This is a genomic window from Rhizobacter fulvus (assembly GCF_964020785.1).
In genome coordinates, this window is sequence record NZ_OZ224516.1 from 3,904,664 (window position 1) to 3,920,571 (window position 15,908).

Here is a 15,908-nt window from a genome sequence, read left to right on the forward strand (position 1 = left end):
CGCCTAGTGCGCGGCGAACACCCGGCCCGAGAGCACCGTGCCCCAGACCCGCACGTCCTTCAGCGCGGCCGGGTCGACGGCGAGCGGATCGTCCTCGAGCACGCAGAAGTCGGCGCGCTTGCCGCACTCGATGCTGCCGACCTCGCCGTCGAGCTTCAGCGTCCAGGCGGCGCCGAGCGTGATCGCGTGCAGCGCCTGCGGGACCGTGAGGCGCTCGGCCGCGCCGAGCACGCGGCCCTTCGGCGTGACGCGATTCACCGCACACCATGCGGTGAACAGCGGCCCGAGTGGCGTGACCGGCGCGTCGGAGTGGATCGCCAGCGGCACGCCGGCGGCGAGTGCGCTGCCGCAGGCATCGAGCCGGTTGGCACGGTCCGGGCCCATCGTCATCTCGTAGTGCTGGTCGCCCCAGTACCAGAGGTGGTTCGCGAACAGGTTGGCGCACAGGCCGAGCGCGGCCATGCGGCGGAACAGCGGCGCATCGATCATCTGGCCGTGCTGCAGCGTGTGGCGGTGGTCGGCGCGCGGCGCGCGCGTGACGACGCGCTCGATCGCGTCGATCGCGGCCTCGCTGGCCTCGTCGCCGTTGGTGTGGGTGTGGATCAGCAGCCCGGCGCGGTGGTAGGTCTCGAAGTCGGCCTCGTACTGCGCCGGCGCCATCACCCAGATGCCGTTCGGCGCGCCGTTGAAGTGGCCGGGCCAGCGCAGCCGCGCCGAGAAGCCCTGGATCGAGCCGTCCAGCATCATCTTGACCAGGCCGTAGCGCAGCTTGTCGGTGTTGCGCGCCTTCAGCGCGTTGACGTGCTCGGCGCCGGCCGCCGCGCCGTGCGTGCCGTGGAAGGCCTGGAACGCCGGCAGGATGCGGATGCCGCAGTCCTCCCGGCCGAGCGCTTCCTCGAGCACGGCGATGTCCGACTCGGTGAGCTTGTTGACCAGGTCGGTCGCGGTCGTCACGCCCTGCATGCAGGCCAGGCGCGCGAACGAGCGCACGCCGGCCACCGTCATCGGCGAGAGCAGGCCGGCATCGCCGATCTTGCGGACGACGAGGAACATCGCGGCCGGCTCCTGCAATTCGCCGGTGGGCTCGCCCGCGTTCGTGCCGCCCTGGAACTTGACGACGCCCTCGACCTCGTTGTCGCGCGTGATCTCGGCCAGGCGCAGCATCGCCGAGTTGACGTTCATCAGGTGGCCGTTGGCGTGCGCGATCACGATCGGCCGCGTCGCGCTGGCGCGATCGAGGTGCTCGACCGTCATCCGTTCGCCGCCGAAGTAGATCGGGTCGAAACCCCAGGCGATCAGCGGTGCGTTGGCTGCCTTGCCGGCGACGCCCATCTCCGCGTCGATCTCGACCAGCCACGCGACGACGGCATCCATCGAGCGCAGGCCGCTCCAGACGCGGCCCTGCGGGTCGCGGCGGTCGAACCAGCCGAGGTACGGCATGTCCCACATGCTGCCTTCCTTCAGGTGGCAGTGGCCCTCGATCAGCCCGGGCATCAGCACCTTGCCGGCGAAGCGCTCGTCGAGCGTGTGCGCGCCCCAGGCCGCGAGGTCGGCGAGCGCACCGACGCCGAGGATGCGTCCGTCGCGCACCGCCACGTGCGTGGCTTCGGGCTGCATCGCGTTCATCGTGATGATCTTGCGGGCGGAGTAGATCGTCGTCGTCATGGTTCAGGCGGTGGGCAGTTGCAGGGGCGCGCGCGGCACGCCGTCGATCACCTCGACCCGGCGGCAGCGCACCCAGTGGCCGGGAGCGAGTTCGCGCAGCGGGGGCAGCTCGGCGGCGCAGGCGGGCTCGGCGACCGGGCAGCGGCCGGCGAAGCGGCAGCCGGGCGGCGGGTTGATCGGGCTCGGCGGGTCGCCGCTCAGCTTGATGCGCTGCGCCGCGCGGGTGCGGCCGCCGTGCACCGTCGGCACCGCCGACATCAGCGCCACGCTGTACGGGTGCAGCGGGTTCGCGAAGAAGGCCCTGCGCGGCCCGCGCTCGACGATCTGGCCGAGGTACATCACCGCGATGTCGTCGCAGAGGTGCTCGACCACCGCCATGTCGTGCGAGATGAACAGGTAGGTCAGGCCGAGCTCGCGCTGCAGCCGCGCGAGCAGGTTCAGGACCTGCGCCCGGATCGCGATGTCGAGCGCCGAGACCGGCTCGTCGCAGACGACGAGTTCCGGGTTCGTCGCCAGCGCGCGGGCGATGTTGATGCGCTGGCGCTGCCCGCCCGAGAACTGGTGCGGGAACAGGTGCTGCTGCTCGGGCCGCAGGCCGACCGCGGTGAACAGCTCGGCCACCCGCGCCGTGCGCTCGGCCGGCGTGCCGACGTTCATCAGGTCGAGCGGTGCGCGCACCGCCGCCCCGGCGCGCTCGCGCGGGTTCAGCGACGAGAACGGGTCCTGGAAGATGATCTGCAGCCGGCGGCGCGCGAGCCGCAACGGCTCGCCCTGGAGCGCGCCGAGATCCGTGTCGCCGAGCTGGATGCGCCCGGCGGTCACCGGCGACAGCCGCATCACCGCGAGCGCCGTCGTCGTCTTGCCCGAGCCCGATTCGCCGACGATCGCGAGCGTCGTGCCGCGCTTCACGTCGAACGAGACGCCGTCGACCGCCTTGACCACTTCGCGCTCGCCGAACCAGCCCGACTTGGCACGCGGGAAGTGGACCTTCAGGTCGTTGACCGACAGCAGCACGTCGTTCTTCACCGGTGCATTCATGCCGCGACCCTCCGGTCCGCGGCGTGCAGCCAGCACGCCGCGCCGTGGCCGCCGTCGCCGTCGAGGCCGAACAGCGGCGGCACCTCCTGCGCGCAGCGCGGCATCGCGTGCGGGCAGCGCTCACGGAACGCGCAGCCGCTGCCGAGCTCCCAGATCGACGGCACGACGCCGGCGATCTCGGCAAGCTCGACACGGTCGCTGTCGCTCACCGCCGCCTGGCTGCTGCCGAGCTCGGGCAGGCAATCGATCAGGCCGCGGGTGTACGGGTGACCGGGCGCGCCGAGCACCTGGGCGGTCGTGCCCTGTTCGATCACGCGGCCGGCGTACATCACCATCACGCGGTCGGCCATCTCGGCGACCGCGCCCATGTCGTGCGTGATCAGCAGGATCGCGGTGCCTTTCTCGCGTTGCAGGTCGCGCAGCAGGTCGAAGATCTGCGCCTGCACGGTCACGTCGAGCGCGGTGGTCGGCTCGTCGGCGATCAGGATGTCGGGCCGGCAGGCCAGCGCCATCGCGATCATCACGCGCTGGCGCATGCCGCCGGAGAGCTGGTGCGGGTACTCGTCGATGCGCCGCTCCGGCGCCGGGATGCCGACCTGCCGCAGCATCTCGACCGCGCGGGTGCGCGCCGTGTTCGCATCGAGGCCAGCATGCAGCCGCAGCGATTCGCCGATCTGGTCGCCCACGGTCAGCACCGGGTTCAGCGAGGTCATCGGCTCCTGGAAGATCATCGAGATCCGGTTGCCGCGCACCTGGCGCATGCGTTCGATGTTCGCGGTGACCAGGTCCTCGCCCTGGAACACCACGCGGCCCGAGCTGATGCGGCCGGGCGGCGAGGGAATCAGGCGCAGCAGCGCCAGCGCCGTCATGCTCTTGCCGCAGCCCGACTCGCCGACGACGCACAGCGTCTCGCCGGCGCGGATCTCGAAGTCGACGCCGTTCAGCACCAGCGCCTTGCCACGGCGGGTCTGGAACTCGACGCGCAGGTCCTCGACCTTCAGCAGGGGTTCGCTCATCAACGTTCCCGCAGCTTGGGGTTCAACGCGTCGTTCAGGCCGTCGCCGATCAGGCTCACCGCGAGCACGGTCAGGAAGATCGCGGCGCCCGGGAAGGCCACCGCCCACCAGCACGACAGCACGTACTGGCGCGACGAGCCGATCATCAGGCCCCAGCTCATCTGGTTCGGGTCGCCCAGGCCGAGGAAGGACAGCCCGGCCTCGAACAGGATCGCGGCGCCGATCGCCAGCGTGGCCGAGACGATCAGCGGCGGCAGCGCGTTCGGCAGGATCACCTTCCAGATGATCCGCGCGTCCTTCGCGCCGATCGCGCGTTCGGCGCGCACGAATTCCAGGCCGCGGTACTTCATGAATTCGGCGCGGGTCAGCCGCGCGGTGCCGGTCCAGCTGACGATCCCGATCGCGATCGTCACGGTGACCAGCGACGGCGAGAACAAGGTCACCACCACCATCGCGAACAGCAGCGCCGGCAAGACCTGGAAGAACTCGGTGACACGCATCAGCACCGCGTCGACCCTGCCGCCGTAGTAGCCGGCGAACGCGCCGAGCGTGATGCCGATCAGCACCGACAGCAGCGCCGCGACCGCGCCGACCAGCAGCGTGGCCCGGCCGCCGTAGATCAGCGTGGTCAGCACGTCGCGGCCGAGGTAGTCGGTGCCGAGCCAGGCTTCCTCGGTGAACGGCGGCGTCAGCGGCGCGGCCTTGATCTCGAACGGATCGGCCGGGTAGACCCACGGGCCGGCGATCGACACCGCGAGGATCAGGGCCAGCATCAGCAGCCCGGCGATCGCCGACGGATTGCGCAGGAACATGCGCAGCGCCTCGACCGTGGGATGCTCGATCTTCAGCGGCGCGTTCGCGACGCCCGCAGCGGGGGAGACGATCGTGTTCATGCGGCCTTGATGCGCGGGTCGATCAGCCGGTAGGCCAGGTCGGTCAGGATGTTCATCACGATCACGACGATCGACGAGAACAGCAGCACGCCGAGGATCGTCGGGTAGTCGCGGCGCAGCACCGAGTCGAACGCCAGCCGCCCGAGACCCGGCCAGTTGAACACCGTCTCGACCAGGATCGCACCGGCCATCACGTTGCCGAACTGCAGCCCGAGCACGGTGACGACCGGCAGCAGCGCATTGCGCAGCGCGTGCTTGTACATCACGACCCGCTCGGCCAGCCCCTTGGCGCGCGCGGTGCGGATGAAATCGGAGCCCAGCACGTCGAGCATCGACGAGCGCGACAGCCGGCTGTACTGCGCCAGGTAGACCAGCCCGAGCGTCACGGTCGGCAGCACCAGGTGATGCAGCACGTCCAGCACATCCTTGAAGCCACCACCGCTGGCATCGACCGACCGCATCCCCGAGACCGGGAGGATCGGGATCACGGAGGCGAACAGGATCACCAGCATGATGCCCATCCAGAACACCGGCGCGGCGAAGCCGACCATGCTCAGCACCGTGATGAACTGGGACAGCACGCCGTTCGGCTTGCGCGACGACAGCACGCCCAGCGTGGTGCCCACCACGAATGCCAACAGCACCGCGCTGATCACCAGCAGCAGCGTGGCCGGCACGCGCTCGGCGATCATCGAGACGACCGGCGTGTTGAAGAAGTACGAGTAGCCCAGGTCGCCGCTGACCACCTTGCCGAGGTAGACACCGAGCTGCACCGGCAGCGACTTGTCCAGCCCGTACTGGGTGCGCAACTGCGCCATCAGCTCCGGGCTCATGCCGCCGCTCGCGCCGGCGATGGTCTCGACCGGATCGCCGGGCGCCGCGTGAACGAGCACGAAATTCAGCACGACGACGGCGAGCACGAGGGCCAGGCCCTGGAGGATGCGCGACAGCAGAGTGCGGGCGATGTTCATGCGAGCCGCAGCGTAGCGCAGAACACCGGCGCGCCACAGTGCCAACCGCGGCTGTCGCGTGGTGCCAGAGGGTTGGCGCGCGCCCTAAAGCTGGGAGCCGATGACCGAGGCGAGGCGCTCCGCCAGGCGCTCGCGCCATGGGCGTGCAAGCCAGGCGACGAAGGTGACGGGGCGCGAGAGTTTCAGGTCGGCATCGAAGATGCGCGTCTGCGCGGCGGCGAAGTCGGCATCGAGGATGTTGAGGTTCGCCTCGTCGTTGAGGCGGAACGAGCGGTTGTCGAAGTTGGTCGAGCCGACCGAGACGAACCGGCCGTCGACCACCAGGACCTTGCAATGGAACATCGTCGGCTGGTACTCGGCGATCGTCGCGCCGGCCATCAGCAGCGGGCCCCACAGCGCGCGCGAGGCGCGTCGCACGACGGACGAATCGATGTCCTCGCCGGGCGTGATGATGCGCACCTTCACGCCGCGCTGCATCGCCGCGACCAGCGCGTTGACCGTCAGGTCGTCGGGCACGAAGTAGCTGCTCTCCAGATCGATCGTGCGCTGCGCCGCGGTGATCGCCAGCAGGTACATCAGGTGCATGCTCTCGGCGCCGCCGGTAGGCGAGCTGCTGAACACCTGCGCGGCAATGCCTTGGCCGGCACCGCGCGGCGCGATCGCCGGGAAGTAGCGGTCGCCGTGCAGCACGTTGGCGGTCGCCTTGGTCCAGTTGTCGTTGAAGACCGCCTGCATCTGACCGACGACGGGGCCGCGCGCCTTGAAGTGGGTGTCGCGCCAATGGTCCTTGTCCTGCGCGTGGCCCGACCACTTGTCGGCGATGCCGACGCCGCCGGTGAAGCCGGTCTCGCCGTCGACGACCAGCAACTTGCGGTGGGTGCGGTTGTTCAGGCGCGGCAGATGCGACCAGTGCGGCTGGTGGAAGCGTGCGATCTCGACGCCCGCGGCACGCATCGCATCGGCCTGGGCCTCGCCGAGGCGTTCGCTGCCGATCCAGTCGAGCAGCACGTGGACCTTGACGCCGGCCCGCGCGCGCTCCGACAGCGCGGCGGCGAACTGCGCGCCGATCTCGCCGTCCCAGTAGATGTAGGTCTCGAACGTGATGCTGCGCTGCGCGCTGCGGATCGCCGCCAGCATCGACGGAAAGATCTGGTCGCCATTCAGCAGCGTTTCGACCTCGTTGCCTTCCAGCACCGGCGGGCCGAGCAGCAGGCTGAGGGAGCGGCGGAACTGCGCGTCATCGACGGCGTAGAGGCGTTCGAGCGGCTTCTCGAGCTTCTTCTCGGTCGAACCGAAATTGCTGACGACCAGCGCGCAGGCCAGCCCGACCGCGAGGCCGGCCAGACCGACGCCGACGCCCTGCGCGATGGTCAGGCGCGGCCGCGCGGGCGGGGTCAAGCGCTTACCTCGCCAGCGTCGCGACGCGACGGACCGTGCGCGGCGAGAGGTCGGGATCGAAGCGGACCGCCTCGCGCCGCACGCCGGCGTCCGCGCGCTGGGCCTGGCGCAGCAGTTCGCCGCGCTCGACCGAGTGATGCAGCGCGTCGACGTACGCAGTGAACAGCATGATCACACCGATCAGCGCCGCCAGACCCAGCAACGCACCGCTGTCGAAAGTGAAGCGGTGCCCGGCAAGCGTGAGGTGAAGGCGGATCATGGTGCGGTAGTGGAGGGTGATGACAGGTCGTTACTGTCACCGCCGTCCACCGCCGCGGCCGTCCGCCGCGAGCGCGTCGCTTTGTAGGACGACGCCCGCTTACTTCATGTAGACCTCGTCGTACGGCGAGATCGGGCCCCAGATCGTCATCGGCACGTTGCCGACCTTCTTGCTGGCGACCGTGTGGTACGGCACCACGTTGATGAAGTCGATCGGCAGTTCGTCGGTCACGATCTTCTGGAACGTGGCGTAGTAGGCCTTGCGCTTGACCGGGTCGAGGATGCCGCCGGCGGTGTTCAGCAACTCGTCGACCTTCGGGTTGTTGTACGACTGGGTGTTGGTCCAGATGATCGGCTTGATGTTGGTCGACAGGTAGGTGCGGGCCACGCCGATGACCGGATCGCCCCAGTTGAAGACCAGGTCCATCGACAGATCGAAATCGTGCGTCGCGAGCCGCTTGGCCCACGACGGGAAGTCGGCCGAGGCGCGCACCTCGACCGTGATGCCGACCTTCTTCAGCTGCCCGCGGATGTACTCCGCCACGTTCTTCTGCTGGTCGTCCTGGCCGGGCAGGTAGTCGATCGTCAGCTTGAAGCGCTCGCCGCCCGCGCCCGTCTTGTACCCGGCCGCGTCGAGCATCTCGCCGGCCTTCTTCAGGTCGAGCGGGTACTTGACCACGTCCGTCACCGCGAACGGGCTGGTCGCGACGATCGGGCCGTCGGCCGGCACCGCGAAGCCGCCCATCAGCGCTTTCGCGATGAAGTTCTTGTCGATCGCGTGAGCGACCGCCTTGCGCACGTTCACGTCGTTCAGCGGCTTCTTCGCGGTGTTGAACGCGAGCCAGTTCAGCGGGCCGATGCCCTCGTAGCCCTTCGGCGTCAGCGTCACGTTCTTGTCGGCCGCCAGGCGCTTCAGGTCGGTGGGCAGCGTCACGAACGGCAGCATCTGGACGTCACCGCGCTCCAGGCCGAGGATCAGGCTCGCGGCGTCGGGCGTGATCGACAGGATCACCTTGTCGAGGTAGGGCTTGTTCGGCAGGAAGAACTTGTCGAAGCGCTCGAGCACGATGCGCTGGCTCGGCTTGAACTCGGTGACGCGGAACGGCCCGGAGCCGACCACGTCGGTGCCGTTGCGCGGGTGGCTCTTCAGGTCCTGGCCGTCGCCGTAGATGTGCTTGGGCATGATCGGGCACAGCGCCGGACTCATCGCCAGCACGATGGCCGGGTGCGGCACGCTCATGCGGACGATCGCGGTGTAGGGGTCGGGCGTGTCGACCTTCTCGACCGGCGCCAGCATGGTCTGGAACGGGTGGTTGGCCTTGATCGCCATGATCGAGAACGCGACGTCGGCCGAGGTCACCGGCTTGCCGTCGTGGAACACCGCGTTCTTGCGCAGGTTCAGCGTCAGGCTCTTGCCGTCGTCGGCGAGCTTCCAGGTCTCGGCGAGGTAGGGCTGCGGGTTCCACTTGTCGTCGAAGCGCAGCGGGCTCGCGAAGATCTGCGTCGAGGGCACCGCGGTGGCCACACCCGACTGCACGCCGCCGTTCAGGTGCCGCGGCACCTGCGTGCTGCCGATCACCAGCGTGCCGCCGCGCTTCGGTTGATCCTGGGCGACAGCCGGCAGCGCCACGGCGGCCGTCAGTGCGAGCGCCAGCGCGTGGCGGCGGGTGAAGGGGAAACTCAGCATCGGAAAGATCTCCTGGAAGGGAAGCGCAGCGTGGGTGAAAGCGAGAGGACTGTCAACGAAGGAAACTCGCAAGCGACATGCCGAAACATGGAGCCAGGCACCACCTTTCGATGGTGCCAGTGCGCGCGTCAGAGCTTCTCGTCGCGCAGCCAGTACCACTTGTAGAGCACGCGCTGGCCGAACCGGCGGAACGGCGCGAACGCCTGCGATTCCACGAGGCCGAGCACGTTCGGGTAGGGCAACGGCGAGTCGTAGATCGGCAGCTTGAAAACCGCCTGGTCCGCGTCCGCGCCGACCATGCGCTGCGCCAGCCGTTTGCCGGCCCAGGTCGAGAACGACACGCCGTTGCCGCCGTAGCCCACCGCGTACCAGACGCTGCGCGCCGGATCGGGCCGGGCGATGCGCGGCATCATGTCGTGGCTCACGTCGACCCAGCCCCACCAGGAGTAGTCGATCGCGATGCCGGCCAGCGGCGGGAACTTGCGCGCGATCGCGTCGGTGAGCAGCTTCAGGTGGACCGGGTCTTCGGCCTCCGCACCGGTCACCGAGCTGCGGCTGCCGAGTTGCAGGCGGTAGCCGTCGCCGTCCTTCAGCAGCCGGTAGTAGAAGCGCAGCGTGCGCGTGTCGGTCAGGAAGGTCTCCGACTTGAAGTTGCACGCGGCGACTTCGGCAGCCGTGAGGCGCCGGGTCACGCTGTTGTTGGACAGGATCGGCATGATCTTGTTCTTCAGCAGCGGGTTCAGCGCCTGGCCGGTGTAGCCGCCGGTGCAGACCGCGACCCGCTTCGCGCGCACCGTGCCGCCGGGCGTGCGCAGGTGGTGCACGCCGCCGATCGTCTGCCAGCCCTGCACCGGGCTGCCCGGGTGGATCGACGCGCCGAGCGCGCGCGCCTGGCGGATCAGCCCGAACGTGAACTTCAGCGGATGGATGCCGACGCCTTCGGCCTCGAGCAGGCCGCCGGCGGTCTCGCGCTCGTCGCAGTAGTCGCGGCGGATCTCTTCGGCGCTCAGCATGCGCGTCCGGTAGCCGAAGGTCTCGTTCATCACGCGCGACTCGCCGCGCAGGTAGTCCAGCTTCTCGGGGCGGTGCGCGAGGTAGAGGTGGCCGCCGTCGAACGCGTCGCAGTCGATCTCGGTCGTCAGCTGCCGGAAGTTCTCGAAGCCGGTGCGGATCTCGGTGTCGAGCTGCTTCGCGACGTCCACTCCCCAGCGCTCGATCCACTGCGAGCGCTTCAGCCGGCCGCTGGCATTCTGACCCTGCCCGCCGCTGCGGCTGGAGCAGCCCCAGGAGGTCTGGTTCGCCTCGAGCACGACGGCGCGGAGGCCGTGCTCCTTCGCGAGGTAGAGGGCGGTCGAGATGCCGGTCGAGCCGGAGCCGATGACGACGACGTCGGCATCGATGTCCTGCGTGATCGGGCCGTCGTCCTCGGGCGGCGTGCCGGCGCTCGCGACCCACCAGCTCGGGGCATAGGCGCGTCCCGCGCCCGGGTCCGGCGCGACGAGCGGGTCGTATTGCGGGTCGTAGCGCCGGTCGGCCGCGGTCGCGTGCGCGGTGAACGGTACGGGCGAGGCGATGGCCATGGGCGCCCGCCTTACTTGCTGGCCGGCAGGTTCGGCCGGGCCTTGCGGAACACGTTCTTCAGCGCGATCTTGCCGTCCTTGAACGTGAACACGTCGATGCCGTCGCTCTCGATGCGGCTGCCGTCGGCGGCCGTGCCGGTGAAGGTCCACTGCGAGGTGCCGAAGTCGCCGTGGACGAAGTGCACGCCGTTGCGCCACTGCGCATCCGGCACCGCCTGCCACGCGGCAGCGAAGGCCTTGCGCACGGCCTCGGTGCCGGTGATGCGGGTGCCGCAGGCGTCGGGGCCGGCGGCGGTCTGGAACACGCAGTCGGGGCTCATGAAGCCCATCAGCGCGTCGATGTCGTGGGCGTTCCAGGCCGCGCTGAAGGCTTCCAGCGTGGCGGTGGTGACGGGTTTGAAGTCGCTCATGGGGGGTGCCTCGGTGATCGATTCACCAGAGCGTAGAGAAAGCGTCGGAGCGGCGATAGGGCCAGTTGCCCGGATTCGGCCGAGCCAGCCCCCGATAGACTCGCATCCTCACATGGCCACCTCCCGATCCACCGTCCAATGGGCGACGCTGTTCCAGCTGCCCGAGCAGCCGGCGTTGCCGCTGCAGGGTCGACTGCGCCTCGCGGTGGTGCAGGCGATCCTCGATGGCCGGCTCGGTGCCGGGGCGCCGCTGCCGTCGTCGCGCGAGCTGGCCACGCTGCTCGGCCTGAGCCGCAACACGGTCACGTCGGCCTATCTGCAGCTGATGGACGAGGGCTTCCTGGAGGCGCGGCCGCGCAGCGGCGTCTTCGTCGCGAAGGACGCGCGGCCGCTGTCCGCGGCGCAGGCCGAGCCGCTGGTCGGCACCAGCGGCCAGGCCGGCGCGGCCCCGGCCTGGAACGAGCGCGTGCTGCGCTCGCTGGCGGACAAGCCGACGCTGTCCAAGCCCGACCGCTGGCGCGACTACCCGTACCCGTTCGTCTACGGCACCTACGACCCGCAGCTGTTCCCGACCGAGGACTTCCGCGAGTGCTGCGCGCGCAGCCTGGCGCGTTCGCAGTTGCCGCACTGGACCCCGGACTTCGAGACCGACGACGTGCCCGACCTGATCGAGCAGATCCGCACCCGGCTGCTGCCCAAGCGCGGGGTGTTCGCGCTCAAGGAGGAGATCATCGTCACGGTCGGTGCCCAGCACGCCTACTACCTGCTGGCCGACGCGCTGTTCGACGAGACCATCCGGGTCGGGCTGGAGGAACCGGGCCACCCGCACGCGCGCAACAGCTTCTCGCTGCGGCGCCCGAAGTGGGTCGAGATCGCGGTCGACGACGACGGGTTGGTCGTCGATGCGCTGCCGGCGGTCGACTATCTGTTCATCACGCCCTCGCACCAGAGCCCGACCACCGCGACGCTGAGCCTGGAGCGGCGCCAGTGGCTGCTGCGCAAGGCCGAGCTGCAGGATTTCGTGATCATCGAGGACGACTACGAGGCCGAGAATCTGTACGAAGGCACGCCGATGCCGGCGCTGAAGAGCCTGGACAAGACCGGGCGCGTGATCTACGTCGGCTCGGTATCCAAGAGCCTGTCCCCGGTGCTGCGGCTGGGCTACATCGTCGCGCCGCGGGCGCTGATCAAGGAGCTGCGGGTGATCCGCCACGCGATGGTGCGGCACCCGAGTGCGTTCCTGCAGCACGCGTACGCGCTGTTCCTCTCTCTCGGCCACCACGAGTCGCACGCGCGGCGCGTCAACCAGGCGATGCAGGAGCGGCTGGCGCTGGCCGCGCAGGCGCTGCGCGAGCACCTGCCCGATTTCGAGTTCACGCTGCCGCAGGGCGGCGCGTCGATCTGGGTGCGCGCGCCGGGCTGGGTCGACGCGGGCGAGCTGTCGCTGATGGCGCGCAGCCATGGCGTGCTGATCGAGGCTGGCGACGTGTTCTTCGGCAAGCCGCCGTACCCGTGCCCGTTCTTCCGGCTGCGGCTGTCGTCGATCGCGACCGGACAGATCGCCGCCGGCATCCGCGCACTCGGCCTGGCCGCCGCGGAGCTGGCGCAGGCGCGCGGCGAGAAGCGCGCCGCGCCGCCATCCCACTGAGCCGTCGGCCGCGCCTCAGGCCCAGAAGCCGCCGCGCCGGCCGAAGCGGATGCTGCCCGGCCCGATCAGCGCGATCGCCAGCGCGGTGAACAGGAAGAACGCCTGCAATTCGAGCGCCCATCCGCCCGAGGCCGGATTGAGCGTGAACAGCTGCTTCGAGTGGGCTAGCAGCACCGCGACGACCATGTTGATCGCGATCACCAGCGCCGCCGGGCGCGTCAGCACGCCGACGATCAGCAGCAGCGGCGCGACCAGCTCGCCGACGTAGACCAGGTAGCCGAGCTGCTCCGGAAAGCCGGCCGCGGCCACCATGCCCTTGATGGCCGCAGGCCCCTTGATCACTTTGGCGATGCCGTGGAAGATCATCAGGCCGCCGAGGGTCAGTCGGAGCAGGAGTTTGCCGAGGTCGTCTGTTCGCATGGTCGGTGGGTGGAAGTGGAAAGTGGGTCGATCTTAGAGGCGCGTCGAACGCACCGCGGCAGTGCGGCTGCGGCGCGCGCTGCACCAGATCGAGGGTAAGCCCTCGCCGGCTGGCTCCTCGGGCGCGCGGTCGCTGGTACTTCCCCGTGCGGGGCGCTTGCGTGCACAGTCGCCATCGCTTCGAGCCGGCCCCGTCCGGATGCTTCGAGAAACCGATTCGCACAGGAGAATCCCATGACGTTGAACAAGTCTCTGGTCGCCGCTGCAGTGGCGTGGATGGTGGTCGGCACGGCTTTCGCGCAGACCAAGGAAGTGACGTTCGCCCACCAGGACATGCTGGTGCCGCTGCGCACGGTGATGGAGTCCGGCGAGCTGGAGAAGGCGACTGGCTACAAGATCAACTGGCGCATGTTCGGCGGCGGCGGCGACGTGATCCGCGCGATGGCCTCGGGCGACGTGCAGATCGGCGAGGCCGGCTCCAGCCCGATCACCGCGGCGGCGAGCCAGGGGCAGGACATCAAGCTGTTCTGGATCCTCGACGACATCGCCGATGCCGAGGCGCTCGTGGTGCGCAACGGCGCGGGCATCACCGGCCCGAAGGACCTGAAGGGCAAGAAGGTCGCGACGCCGTTCGTCTCGACCGCGCACTACCAGCTGATGGTCGACCTGAAGCTCGAGGGCGTCGACCCGAAGGGCGTCAACGTGATGAACATGCGCCCGCCGGAGATCGCCGCCGCCTGGGAGCGCGGCGACATCGACGCGACCTTCATCTGGGATCCGGTGCTCTCCAAGATCAAGGGCAACGGCAAGGTGATCGCCACCAGCGGCGAGATCGGCGCGCGCGGGTTCCCGACCTTCGACAGCGTCATCGTCAACGCCAAGTGGGCGGCGGCTAACGAGGGCTTCATGGTCGCGCTGGTCAAGGTGATGGCGAAGGCGCAGGCCGACTACCGCGCCAACCTCGCGAAGTGGACCGACGACTCGCCCGAGATCAAGGCGGTCGCGAAGTGGTCGAAGGCCGACGCGAAGGGCCTGTCCGCATCGATGGGCCTGTACAAGTACCTGTCTCTCGAGGAAGAGGCCTCGCCGACCTGGCTCGGCGGTGGCGTCGCGAAGGCGATGGCCAAGACGGCCACCTTCCTGAAGGAGCAGGGCCGGGTGCAGGAAGTGAAGCCGGACTACTCGTCGTTCGTCACCGACGTGTACGTGAAGAAGGCGATGGCCAAGTAGCGCGCACGGTGCCGCCATGCCGACCCTGGACATCCGCGACCTCACGGTCAACTACGCCGTCAAGGGCGGCATGCTGCAGGCGCTGGCGCCGGTGAAGCTGACGATGCGCGACGGCGACTTCGTCGTCGCGCTGGGCGCGTCGGGGTGCGGCAAGACCACGCTGCTCAACGCGATCGCCGGGTTCCTGCCGCCGTCCAGCGGCGAGATCCTGCTCGACGGCCAGCCCGTGACCGGCCCCGGCGCCGACCGCGGCGTCGTGTTCCAGAAGCACGCGCTGATGCCGTGGCTCAACGTGCGCGACAACGTCGCGCTCGGGCTGCGGCTGAACGGCGTCGACAGCGCCCGGCGCAGCGCCATCGCCAACGAGAAGCTCGGCCTGGTCGGGCTGGAGAAGTACGGCGACCGGGCCGTGTACGAGCTCTCGGGCGGCATGCAGCAGCGCGTGGGCATCGCCCGGGCGCTGGCCAGCGACCCGGCCGTGCTGCTGATGGACGAGCCGATGGGCGCGCTCGACGCGTTCACCCGCGAGACCGTGCAGGAGATCCTGCTCAAGGCCTGGGCGCAGTCCAACAAGATGGTGTTCTTCATCACCCACTCGGTCGAGGAGGCGCTGTTCCTGGCCACGCGGCTGATCGTGATGAGCCCCAGCCCCGGGCGGATCTCGCACACCTACGACGACGTGCCGTTCTCGCGCCAGTTCCTGGCGCACGGCGATGCGCGCAAGGTCAAGTCCGAGCCCGAGTTCATCCGCATGCGCGAAGAGGTCCTGTCCATCATCCACCACCGGGAGGCCGTCCATGCCTGAGCTCGCCTCTGCCGTACCCGTGGCGCCGGTCGCGCCGTCCGCAACCCCACCGACCAAGTCCGCCGCGCTGAAGACCAGCAAGTTCAAGGTCCCCGGCGAAGGCAACAGCGCGGTCATCAGCGTGGTCACGGTGGTCACGCTGCTGGCGCTGTGGGCGCTGGTGACCAACCTGGGCTGGGTCAAGCCGCTGTTCCTGCCGACGCCGCAGGCGGTGTTCCAGCAGTTCGTCGAGTACCTGACCGGAGCGGCCAACGACAAGCCGCTGTGGCAGCACTTCGTGGCCAGCATGTTCCGGGTGTTCTCGGCGTTCGCGCTGGCGTGCGTGACGGCGATCCCGATCGGCATTGCGATGGGGATGAGCCGGGTGGTGCGCGGGATCTTCGATCCGCCGCTGGAGTTTTACCGGCCGCTGCCGCCGCTGGCGTACCTGCCGCTGATCATCATCTGGTTCGGGATCGACGAGCTGCCCAAGGTGCTGCTGATCTTCCTGAGCTGCTTCGCGCCGCTGGCGCTGGCCGCGCGCTCGGGCATGCGCAGTGCGTCGCAGGAGCAGATCAACGCGGCGTACTCGATGGGGGCGAGCTACTGGCAGGTGATCCGCCACGTGATCCTGCCGTCGGCGCTGCCGGACATCCTGATCGGCATGCGGATTGCGATCGGCTTCGGGTGGACCACGCTGGTGGCCGCGGAGATGGTGGCGGCCAATGTCGGGCTCGGGCAGATGGTGCTGAACGCATCGAACTTCCTGCGCACCGACATCGTGATCATGGGGATCATCGTGATCGGTGTGGTCGCCTACATGTTCGACCTGCTGATGCGCTGGGTCGAGCGAACTGTCGTGCCGTGGAAGGGACGCATGTGACCGATTCGCCGGCCGCACAATAGCGGC

15 protein-coding genes are annotated in these 15,908 nt (G+C 69.3%); 4 read left to right on the plus strand and 11 right to left on the minus strand.

Annotated elements, in window-relative coordinates:
• Positions 1 to 3: 3 nt before the first annotated feature.
• The 10 genes from ACWH49_RS18550 to ACWH49_RS18595 form a co-directional block, all read right to left on the minus strand.
• Complete coding sequence (locus ACWH49_RS18550) at positions 4 to 1,665, minus strand: amidohydrolase (protein ID WP_448172809.1); 1,662 nt, start codon at positions 1,663 to 1,665, stop codon at positions 4 to 6.
• Positions 1,666 to 1,668: 3 nt separating this feature from the next.
• Positions 1,669 to 2,703: an ABC transporter ATP-binding protein gene (locus ACWH49_RS18555; RefSeq protein WP_448172810.1), complete on the minus strand. Its 1,035-nt coding sequence runs from the start codon at positions 2,701 to 2,703 to the stop codon at positions 1,669 to 1,671.
• Positions 2,700 to 3,719 (minus strand): ABC transporter ATP-binding protein, encoded by a 1,020-nt coding sequence (locus ACWH49_RS18560; RefSeq protein WP_448172811.1) that lies wholly within the window; start codon positions 3,717 to 3,719, stop codon positions 2,700 to 2,702. Before ACWH49_RS18560 ends, ACWH49_RS18555 begins: the two co-directional genes overlap by 4 nt.
• Positions 3,719 to 4,612, minus strand: a complete 894-nt coding sequence (locus ACWH49_RS18565) for an ABC transporter permease (protein ID WP_448172812.1) — start codon at positions 4,610 to 4,612, stop codon at positions 3,719 to 3,721. Before ACWH49_RS18565 ends, ACWH49_RS18560 begins: the two co-directional genes overlap by 1 nt.
• The gene (locus tag ACWH49_RS18570) at positions 4,609 to 5,583 is read right to left on the minus strand and encodes an ABC transporter permease (protein ID WP_056462911.1); all 975 of its coding nucleotides are present in this window, start codon (positions 5,581 to 5,583) and stop codon (positions 4,609 to 4,611) included. The genes ACWH49_RS18565 and ACWH49_RS18570 overlap by 4 nt, the downstream gene beginning before the upstream one ends.
• 84 nt (positions 5,584 to 5,667) lie before the next feature.
• Entirely contained in the window at positions 5,668 to 6,957 is a 1,290-nt protein-coding gene (locus ACWH49_RS18575) for a phospholipase D-like domain-containing protein (RefSeq protein WP_448174364.1), read from the minus strand.
• A gap of 28 nt (positions 6,958 to 6,985) precedes the next feature.
• On the minus strand, positions 6,986 to 7,240 hold the full coding sequence (locus ACWH49_RS18580; protein WP_448172813.1) for a hypothetical protein: 255 nt from the start codon (positions 7,238 to 7,240) through the stop codon (positions 6,986 to 6,988).
• A gap of 99 nt (positions 7,241 to 7,339) precedes the next feature.
• Positions 7,340 to 8,926, minus strand: a complete 1,587-nt coding sequence (locus ACWH49_RS18585; RefSeq protein WP_448172814.1) for an ABC transporter substrate-binding protein — start codon at positions 8,924 to 8,926, stop codon at positions 7,340 to 7,342.
• Between the two features lie 128 nt (positions 8,927 to 9,054).
• The gene (locus ACWH49_RS18590) at positions 9,055 to 10,506 is read right to left on the minus strand and encodes an NAD(P)/FAD-dependent oxidoreductase (RefSeq protein WP_448172815.1); all 1,452 of its coding nucleotides are present in this window, start codon (positions 10,504 to 10,506) and stop codon (positions 9,055 to 9,057) included.
• Between the two features lie 11 nt (positions 10,507 to 10,517).
• Entirely contained in the window at positions 10,518 to 10,916 is a 399-nt protein-coding gene (locus tag ACWH49_RS18595) for a nuclear transport factor 2 family protein (protein WP_056462922.1), read from the minus strand.
• Positions 10,917 to 11,028: 112 nt separating this feature from the next.
• Between ACWH49_RS18595 and pdxR the strand changes: the two genes are divergently transcribed.
• Entirely contained in the window at positions 11,029 to 12,564 is a 1,536-nt protein-coding gene (gene pdxR / locus ACWH49_RS18600) for a MocR-like pyridoxine biosynthesis transcription factor PdxR (protein ID WP_448172816.1), read from the plus strand.
• A gap of 15 nt (positions 12,565 to 12,579) precedes the next feature.
• On the opposite strand, the gene ACWH49_RS18605 is transcribed toward pdxR, so the two are convergent.
• Positions 12,580 to 12,984 carry a DoxX family protein gene (locus tag ACWH49_RS18605; protein ID WP_448172817.1) on the minus strand — a complete coding sequence of 135 codons (405 nt, stop codon included), beginning with the start codon at positions 12,982 to 12,984 and terminating at the stop codon, positions 12,580 to 12,582.
• A 234-nt stretch (positions 12,985 to 13,218) separates the two neighbouring features.
• On the opposite strand from ACWH49_RS18605, the gene tauA reads away from it, so the two are divergent.
• From tauA to ACWH49_RS18620, 3 genes are read left to right on the plus strand one after another with little or no spacing between them, the layout of a single operon-like run.
• Positions 13,219 to 14,214: a taurine ABC transporter substrate-binding protein gene (gene tauA, locus ACWH49_RS18610; protein WP_448172818.1), complete on the plus strand. Its 996-nt coding sequence runs from the start codon at positions 13,219 to 13,221 to the stop codon at positions 14,212 to 14,214.
• Positions 14,215 to 14,230: 16 nt separating this feature from the next.
• On the plus strand, positions 14,231 to 15,019 hold the full coding sequence (locus ACWH49_RS18615) for a taurine ABC transporter ATP-binding protein (protein WP_448172819.1): 789 nt from the start codon (positions 14,231 to 14,233) through the stop codon (positions 15,017 to 15,019).
• Positions 15,012 to 15,881 carry an ABC transporter permease subunit gene (locus ACWH49_RS18620; protein ID WP_448172820.1) on the plus strand — a complete coding sequence of 290 codons (870 nt, stop codon included), beginning with the start codon at positions 15,012 to 15,014 and terminating at the stop codon, positions 15,879 to 15,881. Before ACWH49_RS18615 ends, ACWH49_RS18620 begins: the two co-directional genes overlap by 8 nt.
• The last annotated feature ends 27 nt before the right edge of the window (positions 15,882 to 15,908 follow it).